Annotated in this window: 20 protein-coding genes; 18 read left to right on the forward strand and 2 right to left on the reverse strand. The window is 67.8% G+C overall.

Features of this window, described 5'->3' with window-relative positions:
* The first annotated feature begins 259 nt into the window (after window positions 1-259).
* The 6 genes from AC5ZH6_RS05225 to AC5ZH6_RS05250 all read left to right on the forward strand — a co-directional run bounded on the left by AC5ZH6_RS05225 (window position 260) and on the right by AC5ZH6_RS05250 (window position 6063).
* Window positions 260-1864 carry an AMP-binding protein gene (locus tag AC5ZH6_RS05225; RefSeq protein WP_496169174.1) on the forward strand — a complete coding sequence of 535 codons (1605 nt, stop codon included), beginning with the start codon at window positions 260-262 and terminating at the stop codon, window positions 1862-1864.
* 33 nt (window positions 1865-1897) lie between these two features.
* A complete protein-coding gene (locus AC5ZH6_RS05230) occupies window positions 1898-2551 on the forward strand; it encodes a DUF1361 domain-containing protein (RefSeq protein WP_014359001.1) in 654 nt (217 codons plus the stop codon).
* A gap of 32 nt (window positions 2552-2583) precedes the next feature.
* A complete protein-coding gene (locus tag AC5ZH6_RS05235) occupies window positions 2584-3330 on the forward strand; it encodes a phosphoglyceromutase (RefSeq protein ID WP_079928846.1) in 747 nt (248 codons plus the stop codon).
* Window positions 3331-3397: 67 nt separating this feature from the next.
* Window positions 3398-3718: a GNAT family N-acetyltransferase gene (locus tag AC5ZH6_RS05240; RefSeq protein ID WP_006372737.1), complete on the forward strand. Its 321-nt coding sequence runs from the start codon at window positions 3398-3400 to the stop codon at window positions 3716-3718.
* A gap of 187 nt (window positions 3719-3905) precedes the next feature.
* Window positions 3906-5300 carry a sensor histidine kinase gene (locus tag AC5ZH6_RS05245; RefSeq protein WP_496168563.1) on the forward strand — a complete coding sequence of 465 codons (1395 nt, stop codon included), beginning with the start codon at window positions 3906-3908 and terminating at the stop codon, window positions 5298-5300.
* 76 nt (window positions 5301-5376) lie between these two features.
* Window positions 5377-6063, forward strand: a complete 687-nt coding sequence (locus AC5ZH6_RS05250; protein WP_006372735.1) for a winged helix-turn-helix domain-containing protein — start codon at window positions 5377-5379, stop codon at window positions 6061-6063.
* On the opposite strand, the gene AC5ZH6_RS05255 is transcribed toward AC5ZH6_RS05250, so the two are convergent.
* On the reverse strand, window positions 6064-6909 hold the full coding sequence (locus AC5ZH6_RS05255; protein ID WP_020172282.1) for a DUF3109 family protein: 846 nt from the start codon (window positions 6907-6909) through the stop codon (window positions 6064-6066).
* Between the two features lie 114 nt (window positions 6910-7023).
* Between AC5ZH6_RS05255 and AC5ZH6_RS05260 the strand changes: the two genes are divergently transcribed.
* The 12 genes from AC5ZH6_RS05260 to AC5ZH6_RS05315 all read left to right on the forward strand — a co-directional run bounded on the left by AC5ZH6_RS05260 (window position 7024) and on the right by AC5ZH6_RS05315 (window position 18104).
* Window positions 7024-8001 carry a Ppx/GppA family phosphatase gene (locus AC5ZH6_RS05260; RefSeq protein ID WP_014359006.1) on the forward strand — a complete coding sequence of 326 codons (978 nt, stop codon included), beginning with the start codon at window positions 7024-7026 and terminating at the stop codon, window positions 7999-8001.
* A gap of 77 nt (window positions 8002-8078) precedes the next feature.
* Window positions 8079-9977 (forward strand): DoxX family protein, encoded by a 1899-nt coding sequence (locus tag AC5ZH6_RS05265; protein WP_496168565.1) that lies wholly within the window; start codon window positions 8079-8081, stop codon window positions 9975-9977.
* Window positions 9974-10885, forward strand: coding sequence for a sugar phosphate isomerase/epimerase family protein (locus AC5ZH6_RS05270; RefSeq protein WP_006372731.1), 912 nt, complete (start codon window positions 9974-9976; stop codon window positions 10883-10885). The genes AC5ZH6_RS05265 and AC5ZH6_RS05270 overlap by 4 nt, the downstream gene beginning before the upstream one ends.
* A gap of 1 nt (window position 10886) precedes the next feature.
* Complete coding sequence (locus tag AC5ZH6_RS05275; RefSeq protein WP_496168567.1) at window positions 10887-11855, forward strand: thioesterase family protein; 969 nt, start codon at window positions 10887-10889, stop codon at window positions 11853-11855.
* On the forward strand, window positions 11852-12691 hold the full coding sequence (gene proC / locus AC5ZH6_RS05280; RefSeq protein WP_496168568.1) for a pyrroline-5-carboxylate reductase: 840 nt from the start codon (window positions 11852-11854) through the stop codon (window positions 12689-12691). The genes AC5ZH6_RS05275 and proC overlap by 4 nt, the downstream gene beginning before the upstream one ends.
* A 211-nt stretch (window positions 12692-12902) precedes the next feature.
* Window positions 12903-13136 carry a helix-turn-helix domain-containing protein gene (locus tag AC5ZH6_RS05285; protein ID WP_006372728.1) on the forward strand — a complete coding sequence of 78 codons (234 nt, stop codon included), beginning with the start codon at window positions 12903-12905 and terminating at the stop codon, window positions 13134-13136.
* Window positions 13137-13362: 226 nt separating this feature from the next.
* Window positions 13363-13464: a 30S ribosomal protein bS22 gene (locus AC5ZH6_RS05290; RefSeq protein ID WP_003402602.1), complete on the forward strand. Its 102-nt coding sequence runs from the start codon at window positions 13363-13365 to the stop codon at window positions 13462-13464.
* 177 nt (window positions 13465-13641) lie between these two features.
* Window positions 13642-14694, forward strand: a complete 1053-nt coding sequence (locus AC5ZH6_RS05295) for an NAD-dependent epimerase/dehydratase family protein (RefSeq protein ID WP_006372726.1) — start codon at window positions 13642-13644, stop codon at window positions 14692-14694.
* 247 nt (window positions 14695-14941) lie between these two features.
* Complete coding sequence (locus AC5ZH6_RS05300) at window positions 14942-16096, forward strand: lysophospholipid acyltransferase family protein (RefSeq protein ID WP_014359011.1); 1155 nt, start codon at window positions 14942-14944, stop codon at window positions 16094-16096.
* Between the two features lie 55 nt (window positions 16097-16151).
* Window positions 16152-16643: a hypothetical protein gene (locus AC5ZH6_RS05305; RefSeq protein ID WP_496168572.1), complete on the forward strand. Its 492-nt coding sequence runs from the start codon at window positions 16152-16154 to the stop codon at window positions 16641-16643.
* A 1-nt stretch (window position 16644) separates the two neighbouring features.
* Window positions 16645-16941: a hypothetical protein gene (locus AC5ZH6_RS05310; protein WP_006372723.1), complete on the forward strand. Its 297-nt coding sequence runs from the start codon at window positions 16645-16647 to the stop codon at window positions 16939-16941.
* Window positions 16941-18104 carry a zinc-binding dehydrogenase gene (locus tag AC5ZH6_RS05315; RefSeq protein ID WP_006372722.1) on the forward strand — a complete coding sequence of 388 codons (1164 nt, stop codon included), beginning with the start codon at window positions 16941-16943 and terminating at the stop codon, window positions 18102-18104. The genes AC5ZH6_RS05310 and AC5ZH6_RS05315 overlap by 1 nt, the downstream gene beginning before the upstream one ends.
* 52 nt (window positions 18105-18156) lie before the next feature.
* Here the strand turns inward: AC5ZH6_RS05315 and AC5ZH6_RS05320 are convergent, their stop codons facing one another.
* Window positions 18157-19290: an HAD family hydrolase gene (locus tag AC5ZH6_RS05320; protein WP_035728847.1), complete on the reverse strand. Its 1134-nt coding sequence runs from the start codon at window positions 19288-19290 to the stop codon at window positions 18157-18159.
* Window positions 19291-19398 lie beyond the last annotated feature (108 nt).

A 19398-nucleotide genomic window follows, 5' to 3' on the forward strand; every position in this document is an offset into this window, starting at 1 on the left:
GGTCCGCCGATGCCATGCCGGCACCGGCGATGATCGCGGCTGCCGCCGCCACCGCGACCGCCTTACGGATGGCTGATTCACGCTGCATGACGCCTCGATTCACGGAGTGATTCAAATGTGGAAACAGACGTTATCAGAAACATCGTTCGAGATCTGTTCCAGCTTCGGCGAAAGCGACATACCCGACCGAGGTCTGCGTCACAACGTGGCAATGACTGTTGATACGATTGCGCTGATCATCCTGTCCAACGGAGGTGCCATGAGCTTCGCGAGTCCTTTTCCCGATGTCGAGATCCCCGATGTGAGCCTCTACGAGTTTCTGTTCGGGTCGATCGCTGACGCCGATCTGGAACGGGTGGCGCTGGTTGATCCGAAGTCGGGTGCGGAGACCACGTACGGCCAGCTGATCGGTCAGATCAACGCGGCGGCCGGGGCGCTCGCGGCGCGCGGTATCGCGGTCGGTGACGTCGTGGGGGTGCTGTCACCGAACATCCCCGCGTTCGCCACCGTCTTCCACGGCATTCTGCGTTGCGGTGGTACTGCGACGACGATCAATGCGTTGTTCACGGCGAGCGAGATCGCGAAGCAGCTTCGGGATGCGGGCGCGAAGATGCTGGTCACGATCTCGCCGATGGCCGAGCAGGCGCTCGCGGCGGCGACCGAGGTCGGTATCGCCGGGGAGAACGTGATCGTTCTCGACGGTGAGGGGCAGGATGCGACCGGCCACCCCAACGCTGCTGATCTGCTCGCGCCGAATCTGGCTGCCCCGGAGGTCACCTTCGATCCGGCGACCCATGTCGCGGCGTTGCCCTACAGTTCGGGCACCACCGGGAACCCGAAAGGTGTTGCGCTGAGCCATCGCAACCTGGTGGCCAACGTGGCGCAGATCAAACCGTTGCAGGGGATGACACCCGACGACGTGGTGATCGCGGTGCTGCCGTTCTTCCACATTTATGGGATGACCGTGCTGCTGAATGCGGCGTTGTACAACCGTGGTCGCCTGGTCATCATGCCGCGCTTCGATCTCGTCGAATTCCTCGACAACATCCAGAAGTATCAGGTGACCAGCGCTTATATCGCGCCGCCGGTCGCCGTGGCGTTGGCCAAGCACCCGATCGTCGACAACTACGATCTGTCGTCGCTGAAGGTGATGATGTCGGGGGCGGCCCCGCTCGATGACGAGTTGGGCAAGGCGGTGGCCAAGCGTCTGGATCTGCATATGTTGCAGGGCTACGGCATGAGTGAGCTTTCGCCGGTCAGCCACCTCATCCCGATCGACACGACTGCGGCGCTGGGTGTCGAGGAGCCGCCGTTGTCGTCGACGGGGTGGGCGATCCCGAATACCGAGAACAAGATCGTCGACCCGGGGACCGGCAGGGAGATCGAGCTCCCTGCCGAAGGGTTGTCCGAACCCGGTGAGCTGTGGGTCAAGGGCCCCAACGTGATGTTGGGGTATCTCAACAACGAGCAGGCCACCGCCGACACCATCGACGCCGAGGGTTATCTGCACACCGGAGACATGGCGCAGGTCGACCCGACCGGGTGTGTCTACATCGTCGATCGGCTCAAGGAACTGATCAAGTACAAGGGCTATCAGGTGCCGCCGGCGGAGTTGGAGGCGTTGTTGTTGACGCATCCGAAGATCGCCGACACCGCGGTGATCGGGGTCAACGACGACGACGGCGAGGAGATCCCGAAGGCGTTCGTGGTCACCCAGCCCGATGCCGACCTCGACGAGAACGAGGTGATCGAGTTCGTCGCCGCCAAGGTCGCGCCGCACAAGAAGGTCCGCGCCGTCGAGTTCATCGACGCCATCCCGAAGTCGGCGTCGGGCAAGATCCTACGAAAGGACTTGCGCAAGTAGGTGACCGGCGGGTCATCGGGCACAATCGCTGCGGTGATCCCCATCCGCCACCTCGTGCTCGCCGCGTCGCTGATCGCCACCACCGCCCTGACTGTCGGTCTCGGCGTCACCGACCCGGCCACGCCGCTCTACTATCCGACGCGGTTTCTGGTGTGGAATCTGTTTCTTGCCTGGATTCCGATGATCTTCGCGGTCGGATTCGCCGTCGTCCGGCGGCGCGTGTGGCTGATCCCGCTCGGTGTCGGGTGGCTGGCGTTCCTGCCCAACGCGCCCTACCTCGTCACCGACCTCGTGCACCTCCGCGAGGGCTATGACCTGTGGCGGCACATCCTGCAGTACGGCTTCGCGGCGTGGACCGGCATCATCCTCGGCGTGGTGTCGTTGCTGCTGGTGCACCGGCGCCTCGGCCGGGAATTCGGCCCGATCTTCGGCTGGCTGGCCGTCGTGTGCTCGGTCGGGCTGTGCGCGATCGGCGTCGTCATCGGCCGCTTCCAACGCTGGAACTCCTGGGATCTGCTGACCCGGCCCGGATACGTCGTCCGATCGACCCTGGGATGGGTGGGTTCTCCGTTCTCCCACGTCGAATCGACCGGTGTGGCGGTGGCCGTCGCGCTGTTCTTCGGGCTGGCCTACCTGACGATCTGGGCGATCGACGGCCTCGATGCGGTGCGGCCCAGCAAGCGCTGACCCCGCCCGACCGGTGTGACAAACTATCGACCATGAGCAACGGCACCCTGATCCTGATGCGGCACGGCGAGAGCGAGTGGAACGCGTCCAACCAGTTCACCGGCTGGGTCGACGTCGCGCTCACCGACAAGGGCGAGGCCGAGGCGAAGCGGGCCGGGGAGCTCCTCGTCGAACATGATCTGCTGCCCGATGTCCTCTACACCTCACTACTGCGCCGGGCGATTGCGACCGCGCAGATCGCGTTGGACACCGCCGATCGGCACTGGATCCCGGTGGTCCGCGACTGGCGTCTCAACGAACGTCACTACGGTGCGCTGCAGGGCCTGAACAAGGCCGACACCCTCGAGAAGTACGGCAAGGAGCAGTTCATGCTCTGGCGTCGCAGCTACGACACCCCGCCGCCGCCGATCGATCCCGACGCCGAGTACAGCCAGACCCACGATCCGCGGTACGCCGACCTCGCCGAGGTGCCGCTGACCGAATGCCTCAAGGACGTCGTCGAGCGGCTGATCCCGTATTTCACCGAGACCATCGCCGCCGACATCACCGCCGGCAAGACCGTTCTCATTGCGGCGCACGGTAATTCGCTGCGCGCACTGGTCAAGTACCTCGACGGGATCTCCGACGCCGACATCGCCGGTCTCAACATCCCGACGGGCAATCCGCTGCGCTACGACCTCGACGAGAACCTCAAGCCGCTCAATCCCGGGGGCACTTATCTGGACCCTGAGGCCGCCGCGGCGGGTGCGGCAGCGGTCGCGGCGCAGGGACAGAAATAGCCGCGTGTTGTGATCTGTAACACAATCGTCATGGCGGCGCTCGTGTGACAGGCGCTACATTGGGTGCATGGCAGATCCGGGGCACCTGCGCATCGCTCATTCGGCTGCGCGCGAGCGATACGAAGCAATCCTGACCACCGACTCCGACGGTGACGAGATCACGGTGGGATATGTCGATTACGTCTCCGAGCCGTACCAGGTGGTGTTGACCCATACCGTCATCCCGGAGGCCTACTCCGGGCGCGGATATGCCGGCCAGCTCGTCCAAGCGGTTCTCGATGACATTCGTAATGCGGGAAAGCAGGTCGTGCCGGTCTGTTCCTATGTGCGGCGCTTCATCGACCGCCATCCGGAATACGCCGATATGGCGGTACCGGTTCCGCAGTGAGAATGCGCCTGTGCCACCCCGGTTCTGCGCTGGTGAGCCCTGGTGGTGCCCTGACGATCCCGGTCGAGACCCTTCCGTAGGCCATTTCGGTGCCTCAGGTCACGTTTCGGTGGAACACCGCGTGAACGGAAGTCGAATTGTGCCGTCGGGAATGTTCGCGGAGTTTCCGGGACCGTAAGCTGCCAGTGTGACCGCTGCATTCATTGCCGGGGCCATCGTGGTAGTTGTGCTCGCGTTGTTGCTCGGGTACGAGCTCGGTCGTGGCAACGTGCGGGGTCGGTGGTTTCGCCGATCCTCCCGCGACGCCGCCCCGTCCGATCTCGCCGCATCCGTCCACGCCGATCCCGTGCACTCCGACTCCGACGTCATCCCCAGCGGCGCACCCGTCGTCGCCGACCGTCCGCGCGAGGTCCCGGATTCGGCGGCCCTGCGCGAGTCCGATCTCCCCGTGGTCACCCCGGACGGTCAGATGACCAAGGCCGGGCTGCTCAGCCTCATCGTCCGCAACTCCGAGGTCGCGGTCGCCGTCGTCGACGAGTTCCGCGACGTGGTGCTCTACAACCATCGGGCCGTCGAGCTGGGGCTCGTCTCCGAGCATCTGCTCGCCGAACCGGTGTGGGAGCAATCGCTGACCGTCCTCGAGACGGGCGAGCAGGCGCGCTTCGACTTCGTCCCGCCGACCTCCACGCTGGGATTCCTCTCCACCGGGCGCGCCACCAAGCGCAACGCCGAATCGGTGCGCTGTTTGGCCCGGCTCGGCTATCACGGCGACGAGCGCTACGCGATGATCTACGGCACCGACGACACCGAGAACCTGCGGGTGGAGGCCACCCGCCGTGACTTCGTCGCCAACGTGTCCCACGAGCTCAAGACCCCGGTCGGCGCGATCGGTCTGCTGGCCGAGGCACTGATCGAGTCCGCCGACGACGCCGAATCCGTCGAACACTTCGGGCACCGCGTCGTCGCCGAGGCCACCCGGATGGGCAACATGGTGTCCGAACTGATTGCGCTGTCCCGACTCGAGGGCGGCGAGAAACCGCATTTCGCGGCCGTCGACGTCGACGAGCTCATCGACTCCGCCATCGACGGGGCCGCGGTGAGCGCCGAGGCCGCCAACATCGTCCTGCGCGCCGACGAGCCCATCCACACCTGGGTGCGCGGCGATCGGATGCTGCTGCTGACCGCGTTGAGCAACCTGATCGTCAACGCCATCGCCTACTCGCCGGAGAACACGACCGTCTCGGTGAGCCGGCGCGTCACGACCTCGGCCGGGGTGCCGATGGTGTCGATCGCGGTCACCGACCGCGGCATCGGCATCAACCCGTCCGATCAACAGCGCGTCTTCGAACGTTTCTTCCGCGTCGACAAGGCGCGGTCGCGTCTGACCGGCGGCACCGGTCTGGGCCTGGCGATCGTCAAACACGTTGCGGCCACCCACGACGGCACCATCAACCTGTGGAGTCAACCCGGTACCGGGTCGACGTTCACCCTCTCGATTCCCCAGGACCTCGACGCCGAGAATGCGCATGCGTCCGGGGAATCCGAGAAGGAGTCCCACCGAGCCGACCCCCAGATCGCGTGACCTCCTCGGAGGAGGACGACGAGAGTCACGTGACCACGCAACTACGAGAACGTCTGAGAAATAAGGAGCTTCACGAGTGACGCATGTACTGATCGTCGAGGACGAGGAGTCGTTGGCCGATCCGCTGGCCTTCCTCCTGCGCAAGGAGGGGTTCGAGGCGAGCGTCGTCAACGATGGTGCACAGGCCATCTCGGTGTTCGAGCGCATCAGCCCCGACATCGTCCTGCTCGACCTCATGCTCCCCGGGGTGTCGGGGACCGAGATCTGCAAATCGCTGCGCGCCCGGTCGAGCGTGCCGGTGATCATGGTGACCGCCCGCGACAGCGAGATCGACAAGGTCGTCGGACTCGAACTCGGTGCCGACGACTATGTCACCAAACCGTATTCGGCGCGTGAGCTCATCGCACGCATCCGGGCGGTCCTGCGTCGTGGGGGAGACGTCGGCGACGACGACCTCGCCTTGGCGGTCCTGGAATCCGGACCGGTCCGGATGGACGTCGAACGCCACACCGTCGCGGTCAACGGTGAGTCGATCACGTTGCCGCTCAAGGAGTTCGATCTCCTCGAATACCTACTCCGCAACTCCGGACGGGTACTCACCCGCGGGCAGTTGATCGACCGCGTGTGGGGTGCGGACTACGTCGGGGACACCAAGACCCTCGACGTCCACGTCAAGCGGCTGCGCTCGAAGATCGAACCCGATCCGGCCTCGCCGAAACACCTTGTGACGGTGCGTGGATTGGGCTACAAGTTCGAGCCGTGATCAGCCCGCGGCGTCGGCGTCGGTGTCGAGTAGCTCGTACTTGATGTCGGTGTCGCGGCGGCTGGTCGCGGCCCGGGTCGCCGGGTGGATTGCGATGAGCCCGAGTCCGTTTCGGCGTCGGCACGCATCGGCGAGCGCCTCGTAGGCGGGGCGGCCGATCAGCTCGACCAGTTCGGGCTCGTAGGACTGCCACACCTGGGTCGCCCCGACGTGCGCGTCGGGGGACCCCGAGCAGTACCACTTCAGGTCGTGGCCGCCCTCGCCCCAGCCGCGGCGGTCGTACTCGGTGATGGTGGTCTTGAGGATCTGGGTGCCGTCGGGCCGCTCCACCCAGTCCTGCTCGCGACGTACCGGAAGTTGCCAGCACACATCGGGTTTCACGGTCAGCGGTTCGAGACCGCGCCGCAGCGCCATTGCGTGTAGCGCACAGCCGGGACCCCGCTCGAAGTCCGGACGGTTCAAGAAGATGCACGCGCCCTTGTGTTGGCGGGTCTTCAGGGCGGGCTCGTCGTCGAGTTCGTCCTCGACGAGATACCCACGGGGGCCGAGCGGATCCTTGCCCGACCCCTTCTTGTGGAACTGCCAGTCGTCGGCGGTCAGCATCGCCACACCCTTGGCCAGCCGTTTGCGGTCGTCCTTGTCCGACAGATACGCGCCGTGCGTGCAACATCCGTCGGTCTCGCGGCCGTCGACGATGCCCTGGCAGGCGGGCGTGCCGAACACGCACGTCCAGTGCGAACACAACCAGGTGAGGTCGGCGTTGATGACGTGTTCGGGATCGGCCGGATCGGCGAATTCGTACCATTCCCGGGGGAAATCGAGATCGACCTCGGGAGCGGGCGTCATCCGCGGGGCTGCGCTGGGCTTGGGCACATCCCAACGGTAACCGTCACCGCCCGATCGCCGCACCACAGCGACCCGCCGCAGACAACCGAACCCGCGACGCACTACCGTGTATCCGTGCGTTTAGGAGTCCTCGACGTGGGCAGCAACACAGTTCATCTCCTGGTGGTCGATGCCCACCGCGGAGGACATCCGACCCCGATGAGTTCGACGAAGGCGGTGCTGCGGCTCGCCGAGCACATCGATGCCGACGGGCGTCTCACCGCCGGTGCCGCCGAACGGCTCGTCGACTCGATCGAGGAGTTCACCCTCATCGCCAAGAGTTCCGGCTGCGAGCAGATGATGGCGTTCGCGACCTCCGCGGTCCGCGACGCCACCAACTCCGACGGCGTCCTCGCGCGGGTCGCGGCCAAGACCGGCGTCCAGGTGGAGGTTCTGACCGGTCGCGACGAGGCCCGGCTGACGTCGTTGGCCGTGCGCCGCTGGTACGGCTGGAGCGCCGGACGCATCCTGGCGCTCGACATCGGCGGGGGCTCGCTGGAGATGTCGAACGGCGTCGACGAGGAACCCGACGTCGCGCTGTCGCTGCCACTGGGTGCCGGCCGCGTCACCCGCGACTGGTTACCCGACGATCCGCCGGACCGGCGCCGTGTCGGGGTCCTGCGTGATTGGCTCGACGCCGAGATGCGGCCGGCCGCGAAGGAACTCCTCGGACCGGGTAAGCCGGACATCGCGGTCGGCACGTCGAAGACCTTCCGCAGCCTGGCCCGCCTGACCGGCGCCGCCCCGTCGGGGGCCGGTCCCCGCGTCAAGCGGACCCTCACCGCCGGTGGACTGCGGCAGCTCATCGCCTTCATCTCGCGCATGACCCGAGACGACCGGGCCGAACTCGAGGGCGTCAGCGCCGATCGGGCCGGACAGCTCGTCGCCGGGGCACTTGTGGCCGAGGCGGCAATGCGCGGACTCGGGGTCGATACACTGGAAATCTGCCCGTGGGCGTTGCGGGAGGGGGTCATCCTTCGTCGCCTCGATGCGGAGCCGGCCGACACCTCGGATCCGGCTGCATCAGGCATCGGTGCACGCGACGTCCACTGACACGCGAACGACGCGAGTCGCCGTACCGCCACTCCCGGCGGCGCGGCGAGATTGGTGAGGACGGAGAGCGCACTTCGATGGCGAACACACCCGGCGGTAACGAGCCCGGCGGCCGCAACCCCGGTGGCAGCGACCCCGACGGGGCGACCGACTCCCGGCCCATCTCGGTGTCGGAGCTGCTCGCCCGCACGCAGGCCGCCGATGCGGCGGACGCGACAACCGGCTCGCGCCGGGACCGTGGACGTCGGCGCGCGGGGCGTGCCGGTGCCGTCTCGGTGTCCGAGCTGACCGGTGAGATCCCCCGGGTCGAGGGACCTGCCGCTTCTGACACCCCCGGTACGACTCCCGACACCGCCGGCACCCCAGCTCCGACCACTCCTACCCCGAGCCCTGCTACCCCGTCTACTGCTACCCCGGCCACCCCCGCCGCGAGTGCGCCCGCACCGAGCGCCCCCACGCCGGACGGCCCGGAGACAGCACCCTGGTCACCGTCACCGACGTCGGGCGCGTTCCCCCGGTCGCAGAATCCCCTCGCCGCACGAGGCCCGGCGACCGGGCCGGTCACCGAGCCCGGCCCGCGGGTCAGTCGTGGCGCGAGTTCGGAAGCGGCGAGTGGCATGCCGAGCTTTGCTCCGCCCCCGACCCGGGACTTCACTTCCGGTGACGTATCGCGTCGATTGCGGGACCAGCCGGCCGATCCCGCCTCGGCCGCCGCCGATACGGCCGCCGCCGGTTCGGACGCCGGTGGCCCCGATCCGACCAGCCACGACCCGGCCACTGCGAACGCGGTCACCGGCATCATCCCGCTCGTCGACGATGCCGACGCAGCCGCCGACACCGAGGACGCAGCGCCCCGCAGCGGCCGGTTCGAGGAGGTCTTCGACGAGGACTTCGAGGCCTATCGATCGTTCGCCGACGTCGAGCACGCCGAGGAGGAGCCGAAGAAGAAGCGCCGCTGGTTCGGCCGCGGCAAGAAACAGGACACCGCAGCAGCAAGCGCTGCCGCAGCGGGTGCGGCTACCGCGGTTGCGGCCGCGGCAGGTATGGCAGCCGCCGACACCGACGAGTCCGCCGGCACCGGGACTCGCGCAGGTATCACCCACCAGCCCGACGACGTCGCCGCCGACGCCGTCACCGGCATCATCCCGATCGTCGACGACAGCGAGGTCGGCGACGATGTGCACATTCTCGACGCCGACGACGTCGAGGGCGCCGACCTGGCCGCGCCCAGCGGGTCATTCGGCGCCGAGCACGGGCCGTTCGATCAGGCCGATCACGAGCCCGCCGCGACCGTCGCCGCGAACGTCCTCGACCCCGACGACGAGCCCGAACCGCACCGCGATGAGTCGCACCACGATGAGTCGCACCGCGATGTGGCGGGCCACGACGACTCGGCTGCCGGCGCCGCAGGCACGGTGGCCGCGGCCGCCGGACTCGGTGGATTGGTCGCCGCGAGCCGTCGGGCCCGGCGCGACACCGACTCCACCGACGAGCCCGCCGAGACCGTCGCCGCGAACGTCCTCGACGACCATGCCGACGCCGACCATGCCGACGCCGACCATGCCGACGCCGACCCCACCGACGCCGACCCCGCCGAGCGTGGACCCGTCGCCGACGCGACCGCCGACCCGGAGACCCGAGATCGCGCCTCGAAGGCGCGCAAGGCGCGAAAAGTCAAGCCCGCCAAGGCTGATGGGCGTGAGTCGTGGGCCGATCGCAAGCCGGTGTTGGCGTGGCTCGCGGTGATCGCCGAGGTCATCGCCGGGCTGGCCATCGGCGTGGGTCTGTTCTGGGGCTTCACCGAGCTGTGGAAGTGGAATCCGTACTTCGCGTTGGTGCTCGCGGTGCTGGTGATCTTCGGCATCGTCACGTTCACCCATCTGGTGCGCCGGACGTCGGATCTGATCACCACCTTGCTCGCGCTCGCCGTCGGGCTGATCGTCACGATCGGCCCGCTCGTGCTGTTGTCGACGTGAGCGAGTCACGCGAAGCCCTCGGTCCCTCGACGGTGGCCGGGGAGATCCCGATCGGACTCTCCACGGCATCGGTCTACCCGCAGAACACCGAGGCGGCCTTCGCCTACGCCGCCGACCTGGGCTTCGACGGGGTGGAGCTGATGGTGTGGGGTGATCCGGTCAGCCAGGACATCCGGCATGTCGAGCACCTCTCCGAGCGGTATCAGGTGCCGGTGCTGTCGATCCACGCGCCGTGCCTGCTCATCACCCAGCGGGTGTGGGGACGCGATCCACTCAAGAAGCTCGCGCGCGCCGCGCACGCCGCCGAGGCGCTCGGTGCCGCCACCGTCGTCGTCCATCCACCGTTTCGCTGGCAGCGTGCCTACGTCGAGGGCTTCGACGATCTGGTGGGGGAGTTGTCGGAATCGGACGTCTCGATCGCGGTCGAGAACATGTTCCCGATGCGCGCCGACCGCGTCTTCGGGGCCGGTGAACGCTCCGCGCGTCGGCTCACCCGCCGCGGCGGTACACCCGGCCCAGCGGTGTCGGCGTTCGGCAAGTCCATCGACCCCACCGACGACGGTTACGACCACTACACCCTCGACCTCTCGCACACCGCGACCGCGGGCACCGACGCCGTCGCCCTGTACGAGCGGATGGGCACCCATCTGACGCACCTGCATCTCGCCGACGGATCCGGGGCGGCCACCGACGAGCACCTGATCCCCGGAGACGGGACCCAGCCGTGTGCGCAGGTGTGTCACCGGATCGCCCGCAGTGATTTCTCCGGCGCGGTGATCCTCGAGGTCACCACCTCCTCGGCGCGGACCAAACCCGAACGGCAGGCGATGCTCGCGCGTTCGTTAGATTTTGCCCGGCAGCACCTCAAGCGTGAGACGAGCCGGACCCGGTGGCTGCCGGAAAGGTGACATGAGCCCGAAGCTGACCGAACTGCTGGACCTCACCGTGACGGGCGGTCCGGTCGCGGCGCCGACGGCCCCGGCGGAACAACCGTCGATCACCTACGCCACCTCGATCGATCCGGCGTTCACCATCGGCCCCAAGGTGCACGGCGGCACCATGCAGATGATCATCGCGCGGGCGGCCTCGCGCGCGTTCGACGATCTCGCTCCCAGCAGCCCGGACACCGCGCTGCATGCGGCCGACCTCGTGCCGGTCGCGATCGCCAGCGACTATCTCGCCGCGCCCGATCCGGCGCCGGTGGAGGTCACCGCGACCGTCCGCAAACGCGGCCGCACCGTGACCCTGCTGCACGTCGATCTCGCCCAGAACGGCCGGACCATGGTGTCGTCGTCGGTGACGCTGGCCCGCCCGGACACCGGTCACTCGCGGCATTCGTCGCCCCACGTGCTCGACGACCTCGCCCCGACACCGGCCGCCGACGCCCTCCGCATCGCGGACTCGCCGATGGCCGACGTCATCCATCTCGGGGCGGCCCTCGACACCGCTCTCGACACGCACAGTTTCCCGGCGGCACGCGGGCAGACCGGCGATCCGGTGGTGCGCGGCTGGTGCCGCCCCAAGGGTGCCGAACCCGACGCGGACTTCGCGGTACTGGTGTGCGACATCTCGCCGCCGGTCGTGATGAACCTCGCGGTGTTCGGATGGGCGCCGACCGTGCAGCTGACCACCTACATCCGTCGCGAGCCCGCCCCGGGTTGGCTGCGTTTCGCCGCGACGAGTCTGGAGGTGGGCCCCGGGATGTTCGAGGAGGACCACCTCGTGGTGGACTCGATGGGTGCGGTCGTGGCCCAGTCACGTCAGCTCGCGCTGATCCCGGCCGGGCGAGTGCCGAAGAGTTCTGACACAGAAGACCCGACCCGCCAGAAGACCCGACCCAGCAGACCCGTGAACGAGAAAGGCGTACCCCACCAGTGACCGAGCGCATCGCGATCGTCGGCGGCGGCAAGATCGGCGAGGCCTTGCTCGCCGGACTGATCGCCGCCGGCAAACAGGCAAAGAACCTCGTCGTCGTCGAACGTGTCCCGGCGCGGGCCACCGAGATCGCCGACGAGTACGGGGTCCTCGTCACCGACGACGTCACCACCGCGGTCAGTTCGGCGCAGTTCGTCTTCCTGGCGGTGAAACCCGACGACGTCGAGGGTGTGCTGCGCAAACTCGCCACCGCCGACGACGACGCCGAGTCCGAACGTGTGACGGTGACCCTCGCCGCGGGCATTCCGCTGGCCCGCTACGAGAAGATGTTGCAGGCGGGTTCGCCGGTCGTGCGCGTCATGCCCAACACCCCGATGCTGGTCAACGAGGCCATGTCGGCGGTCGCGGCCGGACGCCACGTCGACGACGAGCAACTGCGGGCGGTCGTCGAGCTCCTCGAGTCGGTGGGCCGCGTCGCGGTGGTACCCGAGAAGCAGATGGATGCGGTCACCGCGATCTCCGGGTCCGGGCCCGCCTACGTCTTCCTGATGGCCGAGGCGATGATCGATTCCGCGGTCTCGTTGGGCCTGACTCGCGCACAGGCCACGACCCTGGTCGTGCAGACCATCCGTGGCGCCGGCGTACTGCTCAGCGACTCCGGACTCTCCCCGGTCGATCTCCGTGCGGCGGTCACCTCGCCGGGCGGAACCACCGCCGCAGCCGTGCGCACCCTGGAGACCCAAGGGCTGCGTGGGGCGTTCTACGAGGCGACCGAAGCCGCCGCCGACGCCAGTGCACGCGCTGGACGTCGAGCTGACGTTGAGGGTTCACAACCCTGACACGCCGACCCGTTGGCCCCACGATTAGTGGTTGTTACTCGAGAAACCCCAGTATGTTGTGGTTGAGTACGGCAAAACGGTAATTTCCTGGCCACTCACGTCGCTTTTTTCACATCAGCCACGCTAAGCTCCTTTAAGCACGTGCGTGTCTGGTGTCCGCCGGAGGGGAAGCCGGCGGCCGCGACGCGTGCTCCGGAGGTATGAGAATTTCATGGCACCTGCAGAGACTCCAGGAGACAGGTCGGCATCGGTCGGCAACGCGGCTTCCGGGTCGCAGTTCCTGACCGTCGCCGAGGTCGCATCGCTGATGCGGGTCTCGAAGATGACCGTCTACCGCCTGGTCCACAACGGTGAGCTGCCTGCCGTACGCGTGGGCCGGTCGTTCCGTGTGCACGCCAAGGCCGTGCACGATTACCTGGAGACGTCCTACTTCGACGCGGGCTAGACCCTCGGGCGTGCGGCCCGCTCCACGCCGCGATGGTCGGACGCCGGTGATTTCGGTTTGACGGGGTCCGGCCGGTAAGGTGGGACTTCGGCTACGCCGCACCGGCTCGCCCGTCCGCGTCGGATATCCGTCGGGATTCACCACGACGGCGGTCACGACGCACGGCGACCGTCCCGCAGCACTTGCGGGCTCGATGAACATTGCACGTGAAGTGAGGAAGCACCCCATGGGTTCAGTGATCAAGAAGCGCCGCAAGCGCATGTCGAAGAAGAAGCACCGCAAGCTGCTGCGTCGTACCCGGGTGCAGCGTCGCAAGCTCGGTAAGTGAGCTGATCGCCGGGCCCTCTCGAGGGCTTCGGCGCCGCAACATCGGTGTGGCCCGGCCACGCACCACAAGAACCCGCCGTCGTGCGGGTTCTTGTCGTTGCGCGACCAGGGTGCCGGCGTCGTGCCCGGTGACCTGCTCGCCCGGTGGAGGGGCGCGCCCTCGGGTTAGCCTGATGCCATGACCGACGCGACCGATTCGACGCCGCGGACCGTTCTGGTCACCGGCGCCTCGACCTTTCTCGGGGGCTATCTGGTGGCCCGGCTGGCCGCCAACCCCGACATCCGCCGGGTGATCGCCGTCGATTCGCGCGTGCCGCGCAAGGATCTGATGCGACGGATGGGCCGCGCGGAGTTCCTGCGGCTCGACATCCGCAGGCCGGCGATCGCCAAGGCCATCGCCAACTACGACGTCGACACCGTCGTCCATGCCGCGACGTCGATCATGGACACCGCGCCGCACTCGGCCGCGATCAAGGAGTTCAACGTCGTCGGCGCCATGCAGGTGTGCGCGGCGTGCCAGCGCAGCCCGTCGGTCAAGCGTGTGATCCTGCGGTCCACGGCGATGGTCTACGGCGCGAGTGCGAGCGATCCGTCGCACTTCTCCGAGGAGATCCCCGCCAAGCGTGAACCCACCCGCAGCTACGGCCGCGATCTGCTCGACGTCGAGGGATACTTCCGCGGACTCGGGCGCAGGCGCCAGGACATCGAGGTCACCATCATGCGGCTGCAGGCGATGCTGGGGCCGCGGATCAACACCCGGATCAGTTCGTATCTCTCGTTGCCGGTGGTGCCGACGGTCTTCGGGTTCCAGCCTCGGTTGCAGTTCCTGCACGAGGAGGATGCGCTCGCGGCGATGGAACACGCGACCTTGGCGAGCCGGCCGGGCACGTTCAACGTCGCCGGCGACGGCGTGGTCACCCTGACGCAGGCGGTGCGGCGCACCGGGCACCTCGAACTGCCCGTGCCCGGGCGTCTGCTCGCGCCGATCACCGGGGTGCTGCAGGACCTCCGGTCGGCCAAACTCCGTAGCTCACAAACCGAGTTCCTCACCTACGGCCGGGTGCTCGACACCACCCGGATGCGATCGGAACTGGGATTCGCACCGCGCTACACGACCCTGGAGACCCTCGACGACTACATCGCGCGCAGCGGGGTCACCCCGGTCATCAGCGCCGACCGCTGGCGCGGACTCGAACGCAGCGTCGTGCGGACCGCCCTGCAGTTGCGCTGACGCCCGGGTCGGGTTCGCGGCGTACGTGATGGATGTGACGCCGAAAGTCCCGTGTGACAAGCGATGTCCCGGTTCCTTGCGACCCCACCGCGTATGGCATGCAACCCCTCTGCAACCCGAGTAGCATGGGTGGTCAGCAGTTCGTCCGGTGTCGAACACGCCGCCCATGGTAGGGCTATCGTTGACGCGTAGACAGTGAAGACAATTTCCGATTGGCACATCGACATCAGGGTTGTGGGGTGAGAGCGTGGCGGGTGGTCCGGTACCTGATACGCGCACCGCGAAGGTCATCCAGCTCTACGCGAGCTCGGCACCCTCGTCCGACCGACAGTCCGGCCTCGACGCCGGCAAGGGCCGTCATCCCAGCCAGCAACCGGGTCCGGTCCGTCCGACCGAGTCGCCCCGTCATGAGCCGCTGGGCCATCCCAACACCGACGGGTTCGGTCGGGAGCCCGCGTCGGTGACACCCATCAGTGACGAGATCACCGTCGACGACAGTCTCGGCGTCGAGCACGGGCGCGTGCGGCCCTCGCCGCTGTTCAGTCTCGGCGGCATCCGCAACGCCGTCGCCGATTCCCTCACCGCCACAGCGGGTTTCATCCGAGAGCGGATGACCGGGGATTATGAGGTCGACGATTTCGGTTTCGATCCGCACTTCACCGAGTCGGTGTGGTTCCCCGCGATCCGGCAGGTCTACGAGAAGTGGTTCCGGGTCGAGGTCACCGGGGTGGAGAACCTGCCCGTCGACGGCGGGGCGTTGCTCGTGGCCAACCACGCCGGGTCGATCCCGATCGACGCGATCATGACCTCGCTGGCCGTCCGCGACAATCATCCGACCGGCCGTTATCTGCGAATCCTGGCCGCCGACATGGCATTCGATTCGCCGGGCGTCAGTGAGGTGGCACGCCGGATCGGCGCCACCCTGGCATGCACCGCCGACGCCGACCGCCTGCTGCGCCAGGGCGAGCTCACCGCGGTGTGGCCGGAGGGGTACAAGGGCATCGGCAAGCTCTACAAGGATCGCTACAAGTTGCAGCGGTTCGGTCGTGGCGGTTTCGTCACCACCGCGCTGCGCAATGCCGCCCCGATCGTCCCGGTGTCGATCGTCGGCTCCGAGGAGATCTACCCGATGATCAGCGACCTCAAGCCGCTCGCACGGGTGCTCGGGTTGCCCTATGTGCCGATCACACCGACCTTTCCGTGGCTCGGCCCGCTGGGCTTGATCCCGCTTCCGTCCAAGTGGCACATCCATTTCGGTCGACCCATCGAGACCGACAGCTACGACGCCTCCTCCGCCGACGACCCGATGGTGGTCTTCGACCTCACCGACCACGTCCGCGAGGAGATCCAACAGACGCTGTTCCGTATGCTCTCGCGGCGCGGCAGCGTCTACTTCGGCTGACGCGGTCCCTCGAAGCCCACATCCGGGCGTATGCGGGCCGGTATAGATTGGGCGCATGTCCTTCGATGCGGAACTGGGTCCGCTCAACTACGTCGTCATCACCTTCGAATCGCTTCCGCTTCCGGCCTCCGGATTCACCTCCCTCGCCGATCTCGCCGACGCCGGACGCATCCGAATCCTCGACGTGGAGTTCGTCCGGCGCGCCGCCGACGGTGCGGTCGCGGTGATCGATGCCGCCGAGGCCGGAATGCCCGACTTTGCCGGTGCCACAACCGGACTCATCGACGCCGACGACGTCGCGACCGCGGCGCAGACCCTGCGACCCGGTGGCGTGGCCGTGGTCGTGGTCTACGAGGACCTGTCCATCGTCGAGCCGGTGCGCCGGTGGGAAGCCGACGGCGGGATCGTCGTCGCCGAGGGTCCCATCGTCGTCGACGAACTCCTCGATGCACTCGACGCCACCGATGCACTCGACGCCACCGAATCGCTCGAGCCCACCGAATCGCTCGAGCCCACCGAATCGCTCGACGCCACCGAAGGGAAATGACATGAGTTTGCTCAGGACCGCCGGCCGGGCGGCCGTCGCCAGCTCGGTACACGGCCGCGTGCAGCGCCGCCAGCAGCAGCGTTGGGCTGCCCAGGGAGCCGCAGCTCCGGCCGCGCCGGTACCGGCCGCACCGGCACCCGCACCGGCCGCACCGGCACCCGCACCGGCCGCACCGGCGCCCGCGGAACCGGCCGGCGACGCGCGGTCGGAACTCATGGTGTCGCTGACCGCACTGCGCAACGCCGGGGTCGTCACCGACGCCGAGTTCGCCGCGATCTCCGGAAGGATCTTCGCCTGATGCGCGCCGTCGTCTGTCACCAGGGGCAATTGAGTGTGCAGGATGTGAGTGCGCCCGAACCGGGCGTGGGGGAGGTGTTGCTGCGGGTCCGCCGGGCCGGCATCTGCGGGTCGGATCTCCACGCTCGCTTGCACGGCGACGAGACCGCCGACGTCGCCGCCGCCGTCGGTTACGACGCATTCATGCGGTCCGAGCAGTCGGTGATCATGGGCCACGAGTTCGTCGGCGAGGTCGTCGCCTACGGACCCAAATGCCGCAAGAAGTGGGAGCCGGGTACCGCCGTGGTCTCGTTGCCGATGGTGCGCCACGGCTCTGATCCGCATCTGACGGGCCTGTCCGAACACGCCCCCGGTGCGTACGCCGACTTCGTCATCGTGTCCGAGGACATGACGATGGAGGTCCCCGACAATGTCTCCCTCGACGAGGCGGCCCTGACCGAACCGATGGCCGTCGCCTATCACGCGGTGCGCCGCGGTGAGGTCGGTCGCCGTGACGTCGCGGTTGTGATCGGTTGCGGCCCCATCGGTTTGGCCGTTATCTTGATGCTCAAGGCCACCGGGGTGCGGACCGTCATCGCCAGCGACCTGTCGGCGGGCCGGCGTGATCTCGCGCGACAGGTCGGTGCCGACGTCGTCGTCGACCCGACCGTGGACTCGCCGTGGGACGCCGTCGTCGACAAGGGTCGGTACATGTCGCGGGCGTCGGATCTTTTCGGTGCCGCCTTCGACGGGATGCGCACCCTGCGCCGAATCCCGGTGGTGCCGTGGGCCTCGGTCTTTCATCTCGCCGACAAACTCGGGGCCACCCCGAAGGGACCGGTCGTCTTCGAATGTGTCGGTGTGCCCGGCATGATCGAGCACGTGATGACCGGCGCGCCGCTGCGCTCGCGGATCGTGGTGGTCGGGGTCTGCATGGAATCCGACGCCATCCGCCCGGCGATGGGCATCAACAAGGAACTCGAGCTAAGGTTCGTCTTCGGTTACGACCCGGCCGAGTTCCACGACACGTTGCAGATGATCGCCGGCGGCGACGTCGACGTCACCCCGCTCGTCACCGCGACCATCGGATTGGACGGTGTCGCAGCGGCTTTCGATGCCCTCGGCTCGGCCGAACACCATGCGAAGGTGCTCATCGACCCGGCCAGCGAGGTCGTCACACTCTGACCGCGGGATCGGTGGGCCGGTGGTCGGTCGGTGGGCGCGGGGCCGGGCGAGATCAGCGCCGTCGCCACAGCCGGGTGGCCGCGGCCACCCCACCGCCCGCCGCGCCGAGAGCCAACGCCGTTCCGGCGCCGTACTTCGCGGCCTTGCGGGCGGTGCGGAAGTCGTACATCTCCCAGCCGCGGACCTTGGCGACGTCACGCAGATCGGCATCGGGATTGATGGCGACCGCGGTGCCGACCAGCGAGAGCATCGGGACATCGTTGTGTGAGTCGGAGTAGGCGGTGCACCGTTTGAGATTCAGGCCCTCGCGAATGGCCAACGCGCGCACCGCATGCGCCTTGCCGGGTCCGTGCAGGATGTCGCCGACGAGGCGTCCGGTGAACACCCCGTTGTGGCTCTCGGCGACGGTACCGAGCGCGCCGGTCAGTCCGAGTCGGGTGGCGATGGTCTGGGCGAGTTCGACGGGGGTGGCCGTCACCAGCCACACCTGTTGGCCGGCGTCGAGGTGGCGTTGTGCCAAAGCCTTTGTGCCGGGCCAGATCTTGTCGGCGATGTACTCGTCGTAGATTTCCTCGCCGAGTTCGACGAGTTCGGAGGTGGGGCGCCCGGCGATGAAGCTCAACGCCTTCTCGCGCCCCTCGGCGACGTCGTTGGCGTTCTCCTTGCCGGTGATCCGGAATTTCGCCTGGGTCCAGGCGAAATCGAGGATGTCGCTGTAGGAGAAGTACTTTCGGGCCGCCAGACCGCGTGCGAAATGCACGATGGAGGCGCCCTGTACCAGCGTGTTGTCCACGTCGAAGAATGCGGCCGCGGTGAGATCGCGGGGTGCCTCCGGGCTGCCGTCGGCCGGTGGGCGTGCGCGCAATGAGTCCACGGCGGCCTTCGCGCTGGCCTCGCCGGCGAGTGACTGCCGCAACTCCTGTGCGGTCTGCCGGAAGCGCCCGCCGGCCGCGCTGGCGCGTTCGGTGAGCCACGCGGTGACCCGATGGCTCTCGTCGTCGGCGTCGTGGTCGTCGGGGTCATCGCCGTGATCGTCGTCCTCGGAGTGCACGCCACCGTCGACGAGGTCGGCGTGGGCTTCCCAATCGTCGCCGGAGGGCTCCGCAGGATTTCCCCCGGTACCGGGTACCTCGGCCGGGTTCGTGTCACCGGTTGAATTCGTGTCACCGTCAGAGGTCACACCCACAGTTCACACCTCCGCGACGGCCCGTACGGGCGGTTGGGGCTCGACGGGTACAGCCTAGCGGGGGGTCGAAGTGACCAGACGGCAGACTGGTCCTCATCGACCTCGTCG

The organism is Gordonia sp. YC-XJ4, from assembly GCF_059511865.1.

Coding starts and splice junctions, on each gene's coding strand:
- AC5ZH6_RS05310 (WP_006372723.1), top strand. CDS start 16,645: ATGAGTTTGCTCAGGACCGCCGGCCGGGCGGCCGTCGCCAGCTCGGTA.
- AC5ZH6_RS05295 (WP_006372726.1), top strand. CDS start 13,642: ATGACCGACGCGACCGATTCGACGCCGCGGACCGTTCTGGTCACCGGC.
- AC5ZH6_RS05315 (WP_006372722.1), top strand. CDS start 16,941: ATGCGCGCCGTCGTCTGTCACCAGGGGCAATTGAGTGTGCAGGATGTG.
- AC5ZH6_RS05275 (WP_496168567.1), top strand. CDS start 10,887: ATGAGCCCGAAGCTGACCGAACTGCTGGACCTCACCGTGACGGGCGGT.
- AC5ZH6_RS05240 (WP_006372737.1), top strand. CDS start 3,398: ATGGCAGATCCGGGGCACCTGCGCATCGCTCATTCGGCTGCGCGCGAG.
- AC5ZH6_RS05235 (WP_079928846.1), top strand. CDS start 2,584: ATGAGCAACGGCACCCTGATCCTGATGCGGCACGGCGAGAGCGAGTGG.
- AC5ZH6_RS05285 (WP_006372728.1), top strand. CDS start 12,903: ATGGCACCTGCAGAGACTCCAGGAGACAGGTCGGCATCGGTCGGCAAC.
- AC5ZH6_RS05305 (WP_496168572.1), top strand. CDS start 16,152: ATGTCCTTCGATGCGGAACTGGGTCCGCTCAACTACGTCGTCATCACC.
- AC5ZH6_RS05255 (WP_020172282.1), bottom strand. CDS start 6,909: ATGACGCCCGCTCCCGAGGTCGATCTCGATTTCCCCCGGGAATGGTAC.
- AC5ZH6_RS05225 (WP_496169174.1), top strand. CDS start 260: ATGAGCTTCGCGAGTCCTTTTCCCGATGTCGAGATCCCCGATGTGAGC.
- AC5ZH6_RS05265 (WP_496168565.1), top strand. CDS start 8,079: ATGGCGAACACACCCGGCGGTAACGAGCCCGGCGGCCGCAACCCCGGT.
- AC5ZH6_RS05290 (WP_003402602.1), top strand. CDS start 13,363: ATGGGTTCAGTGATCAAGAAGCGCCGCAAGCGCATGTCGAAGAAGAAG.